The organism is Mesorhizobium sp. M2C.T.Ca.TU.002.02.1.1 (assembly GCF_003997225.1).
Genome location: NZ_RZTO01000404.1, coordinates 1 through 5,530 on the forward strand (window position 1 = coordinate 1; position 5,530 = coordinate 5,530).

The 5,530-nt window shown below is 64.5% G+C and carries 8 protein-coding genes; 3 read left to right on the plus strand and 5 right to left on the minus strand.

Features of this window, described 5'->3' with window-relative positions; genetic code table 11:
- The coding region (locus EOD07_RS20530; RefSeq protein WP_164772385.1) for a pantoate--beta-alanine ligase at nucleotides 1-484 on the minus strand (484 nt) is incomplete at its 3' end.
- Nucleotides 481-1,320, minus strand: a complete 840-nt coding sequence (gene panB, locus EOD07_RS20535) for a 3-methyl-2-oxobutanoate hydroxymethyltransferase (protein ID WP_127236763.1) — start codon at nucleotides 1,318-1,320, stop codon at nucleotides 481-483. The genes panB and EOD07_RS20530, both read right to left, overlap by 4 nt.
- Before the next feature lie 276 nt (nucleotides 1,321-1,596).
- Here panB and EOD07_RS20540 point away from each other — a divergent pair, with 276 nt between their 5' ends.
- The 3 genes from EOD07_RS20540 to EOD07_RS20550 all read left to right on the plus strand — a co-directional run bounded on the left by EOD07_RS20540 (nucleotide 1,597) and on the right by EOD07_RS20550 (nucleotide 3,200).
- Nucleotides 1,597-1,995 (plus strand): NADH:ubiquinone oxidoreductase subunit NDUFA12, encoded by a 399-nt coding sequence (locus EOD07_RS20540; protein WP_040983126.1) that lies wholly within the window; start codon nucleotides 1,597-1,599, stop codon nucleotides 1,993-1,995.
- Between the two features lie 127 nt (nucleotides 1,996-2,122).
- A complete protein-coding gene (locus EOD07_RS20545; protein ID WP_245470345.1) occupies nucleotides 2,123-2,755 on the plus strand; it encodes a DUF2155 domain-containing protein in 633 nt (210 codons plus the stop codon).
- Between the two features lie 61 nt (nucleotides 2,756-2,816).
- Complete coding sequence (locus tag EOD07_RS20550; RefSeq protein WP_127236764.1) at nucleotides 2,817-3,200, plus strand: hypothetical protein; 384 nt, start codon at nucleotides 2,817-2,819, stop codon at nucleotides 3,198-3,200.
- A gap of 3 nt (nucleotides 3,201-3,203) precedes the next feature.
- Here EOD07_RS20550 and aat read toward each other — a convergent pair whose 3' ends face one another.
- The 3 genes from aat to accB form a co-directional block, all read right to left on the minus strand.
- On the minus strand, nucleotides 3,204-3,821 hold the full coding sequence (aat, locus tag EOD07_RS20555; RefSeq protein ID WP_127236765.1) for a leucyl/phenylalanyl-tRNA--protein transferase: 618 nt from the start codon (nucleotides 3,819-3,821) through the stop codon (nucleotides 3,204-3,206).
- Between the two features lie 12 nt (nucleotides 3,822-3,833).
- Entirely contained in the window at nucleotides 3,834-5,177 is a 1,344-nt protein-coding gene (accC, locus tag EOD07_RS20560; RefSeq protein ID WP_040983120.1) for an acetyl-CoA carboxylase biotin carboxylase subunit, read from the minus strand.
- 19 nt (nucleotides 5,178-5,196) lie between these two features.
- A partial coding sequence (gene accB, locus EOD07_RS20565) for an acetyl-CoA carboxylase biotin carboxyl carrier protein (protein ID WP_127236766.1) occupies nucleotides 5,197-5,530 on the minus strand: 334 nt, incomplete at its 5' end.

Consider the following 5,530-nt stretch of genomic DNA (forward strand, 5'->3'; position numbering starts at 1 on the left):
GCCTGACGACGCAGAGCTGCTGATAGTCCTTCTCGCCGAACACGGCGCAATCGGGCGCCGCCTGCAGGAAGAGCTTGGCCACCACGGTGGCGACGCCGTCGAAGAAACTCGGCCTGAAGTCGGTTTCCAGCCCGCGGGAGGGGCCGCCGACCGAGATCTTGCTGGCGAAGCCGGAGGGATACATTTCGCTGACGCCCGGCGTGAAGGCGAGATGGGCGCCGGCGTCCCGCAACCGGTCGAGATCGCGCGCCAACTGGCGCGGATATTTGTCGAGATCTTCCGTCGGCGCGAACTGCGTCGGATTGACGAAGATCGAGACGAGACAGCGCTCGGCCCGTTCGAGCGCGATCCTGACCAGCGAGATATGGCCGTCATGCAGCGCCCCCATCGTCGGCACCATGGCGACCTTCAGGCCGGCTTGCCGCCAGTCCCGGACCTGCGCCCGCAGGGCGGTGACGCTGTCGATGACGATTGGCGCGTTCATGTCCTGTCCTTGGCGGAGGCCGTCGTGAAGACGTGGTCGGGACCGGGGAAGGCGCGGTTGCGCACCTCGGCGGCGTAGCGCGCTGCCGCATCCGCTATCACGCCGCGCAAGTCGGCGTATTCCTTGACGAATTTCGGCACACGGTCGACGGTCATGCCGACCATGTCGTCGATCACCAGGATCTGGCCGTCACAGTCGGCGCTGGCGCCGATACCGATGGTCGGTATGGAGATGTGACGGGTAAGTTTCGCAGCCACGGCCTCCATCGTGCCCTCGATGACGACCGAGAAGGCGCCGGCTTCTTCCACCGCCTCGGCATCGCTGAGCAGGGCATCAATGTTGTCCTGCGTCCGGCCCTTGATCCTGTAGCCGCCGTCCTTCTCCACCGATTGCGGCTGCAGGCCGATATGGCCCATGACCGGTATCCCTTCGGTGACGATCGCCGCGATCCGGGAGGCCATGTCGACGCCGCCCTCGAGCTTCACGGCCTGGCAGCCCGTTTCCTTTACGATCCGCCTCGCCGCCGCCACCGCTTGCGCCGGCGAGGCCTCATAGGTGCCCGCCGGCATGTCGACCACGACGCAGGCCCTGGCCGAGCCGCGCATCACGGCCTGGCCGTGAGCAATCATCATCTCCAGCGAGGCGCCGAGCGTGGTGGCATGGCCATGCAGGACCATGGCGACGCTGTCGCCGACCAGGAGCAGGTCGACATGTGGATCGAGCAGACGGGCGATCGGATAGGTGTAGGCGGTGAGGCAGACGATGGGCACGCCGCCCTTGCGGCGGCGAATGTCTTCGGCGCTGATCCGGCTGTCGGCGGACGGATTCCGGGTCAATCGTCACCTCCCTAGAGCATGATGCCGAAAAGTGTGAAGCGGTTTTCGGACGACATCATGCTCTATCTCTTTGATTTAGAGCGCCCAAAACGGGGCGGGCCGAGCTTTAGAAAGACGGGCCGCGCTTGGCAAGCGGCGCTGCCACCGGTAGCAGCGGTGCATCGATTTAGCGCACGAAGCATTTACATTTCGGGCGCGGCAAAACCCTTGCCATCGCGGCGGCGTGACGCCATAAGCAGGGAAAAGGCAGGAGCCGCTGCCGTCGCGAGGATCTGGATGAAAACTTTCCTGCTGCAGTTTTTCACCTGGTGGAACAGCCAGACGCTCGGCACCCGCTTCCACACTTGGCGCTTCGGCAAGAGGGTCGGCGAGGACGAAGCAGGCAACGTCTATTACGAGGGCGGGGTCGATTCGGAAGGCCGCACGCGCCGTTGGGTGATCTATCGCGACTATTCGGAAGCGTCGAAGATTCCGCCGGGCTGGCATGGCTGGATTCATCATCGGGTCGACACCGCTCCGGCCAGCGAAAGCTACAAGCCGCGCGAATGGCAAAAGCCGCATCAGGCAAATCCGACCGGAACGCCGTCGGCCTATCGGCCGAAGGGTTCGATCCTGACCAACCAGCATCGTCCGCAGGTGACCGGCGACTACGACGCCTGGACGCCCGGATCGTAATCCGCGTCCACGACGCCGCTTCGGTCCTTTATCGCCACAATTGGCATTTAGCTGCTTGCTGACTGCGCAGCTATGACTAGCCTTGGGCGTTGAGAGAATCACCCGGGCGCAACCACCGGTATTTTGCATGAGCTCTTCGAGGCAATTCCAGGAAAAGTGCGCAGCGGTTTTCCGTCCGGAATTGCGCTCTTGGATTCCAGGCCAAACCTCAAAGGCGCTGATCGCGGCGGCGTCCCTTCTGCTCGCCTCGACGGCAGCCTTCGCCGCCGCGCAGGCACCGGCCCCTGCACCCGCGGCCTCCGACCGCGTCACCAATCCAGTGGCCGAGTTCGCCGGCATCGACAAGATCACCGGCCGCATCATTACCTTCGACGTCTATATCGACGAGACCGTTCAGTTCGGCGCTTTGCAGGTGACGCCGCGCGTCTGCTATTCGCGGCCGGATACGGAGCAGCCCAAGACCGATTCCTTCGTCGAGGTCGACGAGATCACGCTTGACCGCAAGATTCGCCGCATCTTCACCGGCTGGATGTTTGCCGAAAGCCCCGGCCTCAACGCCGTCGAGCACGCCGTCTATGACGTCTGGCTCAAGGGCTGCAAGCAGAAATCGGACGTGCCACCGCCGACGGCGGCCAAGGCCGACACAGCCAAGCCGAAGGCCCAGGCCGCCAAGCCCAACGCTCCGGCGCAGCCGGCTGACGCCCCGTCCGAGCCCGCTGACGCGACGCCGGAGCCGGACGACACGACCAGCACCAACTGATATCGGAACCTGCCCGCCCTTGAGCCGTTCCAAATCGGCGACAGGCGAGGAGAGTTCCGCGATGACCATCACGAAGCCGATCACCGCCAACAGGCAGGAGCTTCTCGAACTTGAGAAAGGCTTCTGGACCGGCGATTCCGCCTACTACCAAGCCAATGCCGATATGGAATGCCTGGTCGCCTTTCCACAAATGGCCAAGGCGATGACCAATGCTGAATTGGCAGCAACGGCCAGCAAGGCCAACCGCTGGCGCGACCTCGACATCACGCTGAAGGGCATGGTCGAGCCGGGCAGCGACATCGTCATGCTCACTTACGAAGCGCGTGCGACGCGCGAGAACGGCGAGCCTTATGCGGCGCTCGTCAGCACCGGCTACGTCCATCGCGCCGACGGCTGGAAGATGATGTTCCATGCGCAGACGCCGATCGACGCGGCACGGGACTGATCCTCACGGATAGAAGACAGCCTCGCCCTTCAGCGCCTCTGCGAGCATTTTCTCGTACTGGCCGCGCGGCACGTCGACAGCGCCGAAGCGCTTCAAATGCTCGGTTGTGAACTGCGTATCGAGCAGCGCGAAACCGCGCGCCTTCAACCGTTCCACGAGATAGTAAAGACAGGTCTTCGACGCGTCGGTCTCCCTGGCGAACATGCTTTCGCCGAAGAACGCGCGTCCGAGCGACACACCGTAGAGGCCGCCGACCAGTCGGTCCTCGCGCCACGCCTCGACCGAATGGCAGTGCCCAAGCCGATAGAGCTCGACATAGGCTTCGCGGATCGGCGCGTTGATCCAGGTCGAGCGGCGCTCCTCGCGCTTTTCGGCGCAGCCGTCGATCGTCGCCTCGAAATCGAAATCGTAGCGGATCTCGAAGGGATGCCTGCGGATCGTCTTCTTGAGGCTTCGCGGCGTATGGAACCCGTCCAGCGGAATGATGCCGCGCGTTTCCGGCCGCACCCAGAACACTTCCGGGTCGTTGGCGCTTTCGGCCATCGGGAAGACACCGGAGGCATAGGCCCGAAGCAGCAGGTCGGTGGGAATGCGATAGCCTGGCGCGTAGGGGCGGGTCATCGCATCCCCGTGCTATTCACCCTTGGCCAGGTATTTTTCCAGCCAGTGGATGTCGTAGTCGCCATTGGCGATGTCGGGGTTGCCGACAAGGTCGCGGAACAGCGGCAGCGTCGTCTTGATGCCGTCGACGACGAATTCGTCGAGCGCGCGGCGCAGCCGCATCATGCATTCGACGCGGTTGCGGCCATGCACGATCAGCTTGCCGATCAGGCTGTCGTAATAGGGCGGGATCTTGTAGCCGGAATAGACGCCGGAATCGACGCGGATGCCGAGGCCGCCGGGCGTGTGGAAATGCGTGATCGTGCCGGGCGAGGGCGCGAAGGTGCGCGGGTCCTCGGCGTTGATGCGGCACTCGATGGCGTGGCCGTTGAACTTGATATCTTCCTGCCTGACCGACAACCCGGCGCCCGAAGCGACGCGGATCTGCTCGTGCACGAGGTCGATGCCGGTGATCGCCTCGGTCACCGGATGCTCGACCTGCAGGCGCGTGTTCATCTCGATGAAATAGAACTCGCCATTCTCGTAGAGGAACTCGATCGTGCCGGCGCCTGAATAACCAAGATCGGCGATCGCCTTGGCGCAGATGTCGCCGATGCGCGAACGTTCCTCGGCATTGAGCGCCGGCGAATTGGCTTCCTCCCAGACCTTCTGGTGGCGCCGCTGCAGGGAGCAGTCGCGCTCGCCGAAATGCACGCCGCGGCCGGCGCCGTCGCCGAACACCTGCACCTCGATATGGCGCGGCTTTTCCAGATATTTCTCGATATAGACGGCGTCGTCGCCGAAGGCGGCGCCCGCTTCCGACTTGGCCGTCTGCAGCGCCACTTCAAGGTCCGCTTCGGTGTGCGCCACCTTCATGCCGCGACCGCCGCCGCCGGCGGAGGCCTTGATGATCACCGGATAGCCGATCTCGGCGGCGACGCGCTTGGCTTCCTTGTCGTCGCTGATCGCGCCGTCCGATCCGGGCACGACGGGAATACCGAGACGCTTTGCCGTGCGCTTGGCCTCGATCTTGTCGCCCATGATGCGGATATGGTCGCCCGACGGGCCGATGAAGGTGATGTTGTGGGCCGCCAAGATGTCGGCGAACTTGGCATTCTCCGACAGGAAGCCGTAGCCCGGATGCACGGCGTCGGCGCCGGTGATCTCGCAGGCAGCGACGATCTGGTGGATGTTGAGGTAGCTTTCGCGCGACGGCGGCGGGCCGATACACACGCTCTCGTCGGCAAGCCGCACATGCATCGCGTCGGAATCCGCGGTGGAATGGACGACCACCGTCTGGATGCCGAGCTCCTTGCAGGCGCGCAGCACCCTCAGAGCGATTTCGCCGCGATTGGCGATGAGGATCTTCTGGAACATCTCTTGGCTGTTCCCGGCTCTACTCGAGGACCACCAGCGGCATGCCGTACTCGACCGGCTGGGCGTCCTCGATGAGGATCGCGGTCACCGTGCCGGCGCGCGGCGAGGGGATCTGGTTCATCGTCTTCATCGCTTCGATGATGAGCAGCGTCTGGCCTTCCTTCACCTTCTGGCCGATTTCGACGAACGGCTTGGCGTCGGGCGCGGGCGCCAGATAGGCCGTGCCGACCATCGGCGAGGGCACGGCGTTTTTCGACGGATCGGAGGCCGCCGCGGCGACCGCGGCGGGCTGAGCCGCAGCCACCGGAGCCGCGGCGATTGCCGGCAGCGGCGCTGCAACCGCGTGGACGGCC

Coding starts and splice junctions, on each gene's coding strand:
- EOD07_RS20540 (WP_040983126.1), top strand. CDS start 1,597: ATGAAAACTTTCCTGCTGCAGTTTTTCACCTGGTGGAACAGCCAGACG.
- aat (WP_127236765.1), bottom strand. CDS start 3,821: ATGACCCGCCCCTACGCGCCAGGCTATCGCATTCCCACCGACCTGCTG.
- EOD07_RS20545 (WP_245470345.1), top strand. CDS start 2,123: ATGAGCTCTTCGAGGCAATTCCAGGAAAAGTGCGCAGCGGTTTTCCGT.
- EOD07_RS20550 (WP_127236764.1), top strand. CDS start 2,817: ATGACCATCACGAAGCCGATCACCGCCAACAGGCAGGAGCTTCTCGAA.
- accC (WP_040983120.1), bottom strand. CDS start 5,177: ATGTTCCAGAAGATCCTCATCGCCAATCGCGGCGAAATCGCTCTGAGG.